This window comes from Pseudooceanicola lipolyticus (genome assembly GCF_002786325.1).
GTDB lineage: Bacteria > Pseudomonadota > Alphaproteobacteria > Rhodobacterales > Rhodobacteraceae > Pseudooceanicola_C > Pseudooceanicola_C lipolyticus.
Genome location: NZ_PGTB01000427.1, coordinates 1 through 589 on the forward strand (window position 1 = coordinate 1; position 589 = coordinate 589).

A 589-nucleotide genomic window follows, 5' to 3' on the forward strand; every position below is an offset into this window, starting at 1 on the left:
CTCTGCCTCCTTGTAGAATCTAACATTCTCTAGGAGCAGCACTCCACCTTCTGGCAAAGCGGCAGCCAACTTCTCAACTTCTTCACCAATGCAATCATTGGCCATCACGACTTCAACTCCAAGGAGCTCAGACAAGCGTGGAACAAGAGGCTTCAAGCTGTACTTTGGGGTGACACCTTTTGGACGACCCAGGTGGCTGGCGAGGATGACCTTGGCGCCCTTCTCGAGGAGGAACTTGATGGTGGGGACGGAGGCGCGGATGCGGGTGTCGTCGGTGATCTTCTGGGCATCGTCGAGCGGGACGTTGAGGTCGGCGCGCACGAACACCTTCTTCCCCTTCAGATCCGCCTCGCCGAGGGTGCCCACGCTCCTCTTCGTCGCCATCACTGCCCTGCACGCAGCAGCAGCAGCAGCAGCAGCACCAGAGACCCGACGCCGCGGGAGGCGAGGGGGGCAGTCAGACGGCGGCGACGGCGACGGCGACGAGAGCACACGGATACCAGACGGCGACGGATCCGGAGACTCACCCTGGGTTGGAAGAACCGGATCGAATCGGCGGACGACGAGATGGGTGGTAGTGGGATGGGAT

1 protein-coding gene is annotated in these 589 nt (G+C 61.5%); it reads right to left on the reverse strand.

The features are described from left to right. Positions 1-366: phosphoglycerate kinase (gene pgk / locus CVM52_RS28265; RefSeq protein WP_205965051.1), on the reverse strand; the 366-nt coding region annotated here is incomplete at its 3' end. Positions 367-589 lie beyond the last annotated feature (223 nt).